A 712-nucleotide genomic window follows, 5' to 3' on the forward strand; every position below is an offset into this window, starting at 1 on the left:
GAGCGGGACCACTCCGGGGGCCAGGGCCGCGGGGGCGACGGTGGCCGCGCAGATCATCAGCGCGGCCACGGCCGCACCGGACCCGGCCACCAGCCAGGCCCGTACGCCCCACCGGTCGGGCCGGTACCGGGTCCGGACGCTACGTCGCCCACCCAGGTGGAGGCCGGCCAGGGCCAGGGCGAGGCCGAGGAGGAGGACGGGGAGTCCGTAGCCGGCGCCCTCGGCGGCGAGCAGGCCGTACGTGCCGGCGCACACGCCGAGGAGGCCACCGAGGGTGAGGGCGGTGGTGGTGCGGCGGACGGCGGGCGGGACCTGGGCGGTGCGGCCGTAGCCGCGGGCGTCCATGGAGGCGGCGACGGCGACGGACCGTTCGAGCGCGCCTTCGAGGACGGGCAGGCCGATCTGGAGCACGGCACGGACGCCGCCGGTGGGGCGGCCGCGCAGCCGGCGGGCGGTTCGCAGGCGGGCGACGTCGGCGACCATGTTCGGCGCGAAGGTCATGGCGACGACCACGGCGACCCCGGCCTCGTAGAGGGCGGCCGGGAGGGAGGCCAGGAGCCGGGCGGGGCTGGCCAGGGCGTTGGCGGCGCCGATGCAGATGAGGAGGGTGGCGAGCTTGGCGCCCTCGTAGAAGGCGAAGACGAGTTGCTCGGTCGTGACCCGTCCGCCGAGGCGGATGCCCTGGGCCCAGGCGGGGAGGGGGAGCTCGGGG

Annotated in this window: 1 pseudogene; it reads right to left on the reverse strand. The window is 77.8% G+C overall.

The window, feature by feature from the left end:
• Positions 1 to 712 (reverse strand): annotated as a pseudogene (locus EF918_RS36375) (energy-coupling factor transporter transmembrane protein EcfT); the annotation flags it as partial.

Origin of the sequence: Streptomyces sp. WAC06614 (assembly GCF_003949795.1) — a bacterium.
Taxonomy (GTDB): domain Bacteria; phylum Actinomycetota; class Actinomycetes; order Streptomycetales; family Streptomycetaceae; genus Streptomyces.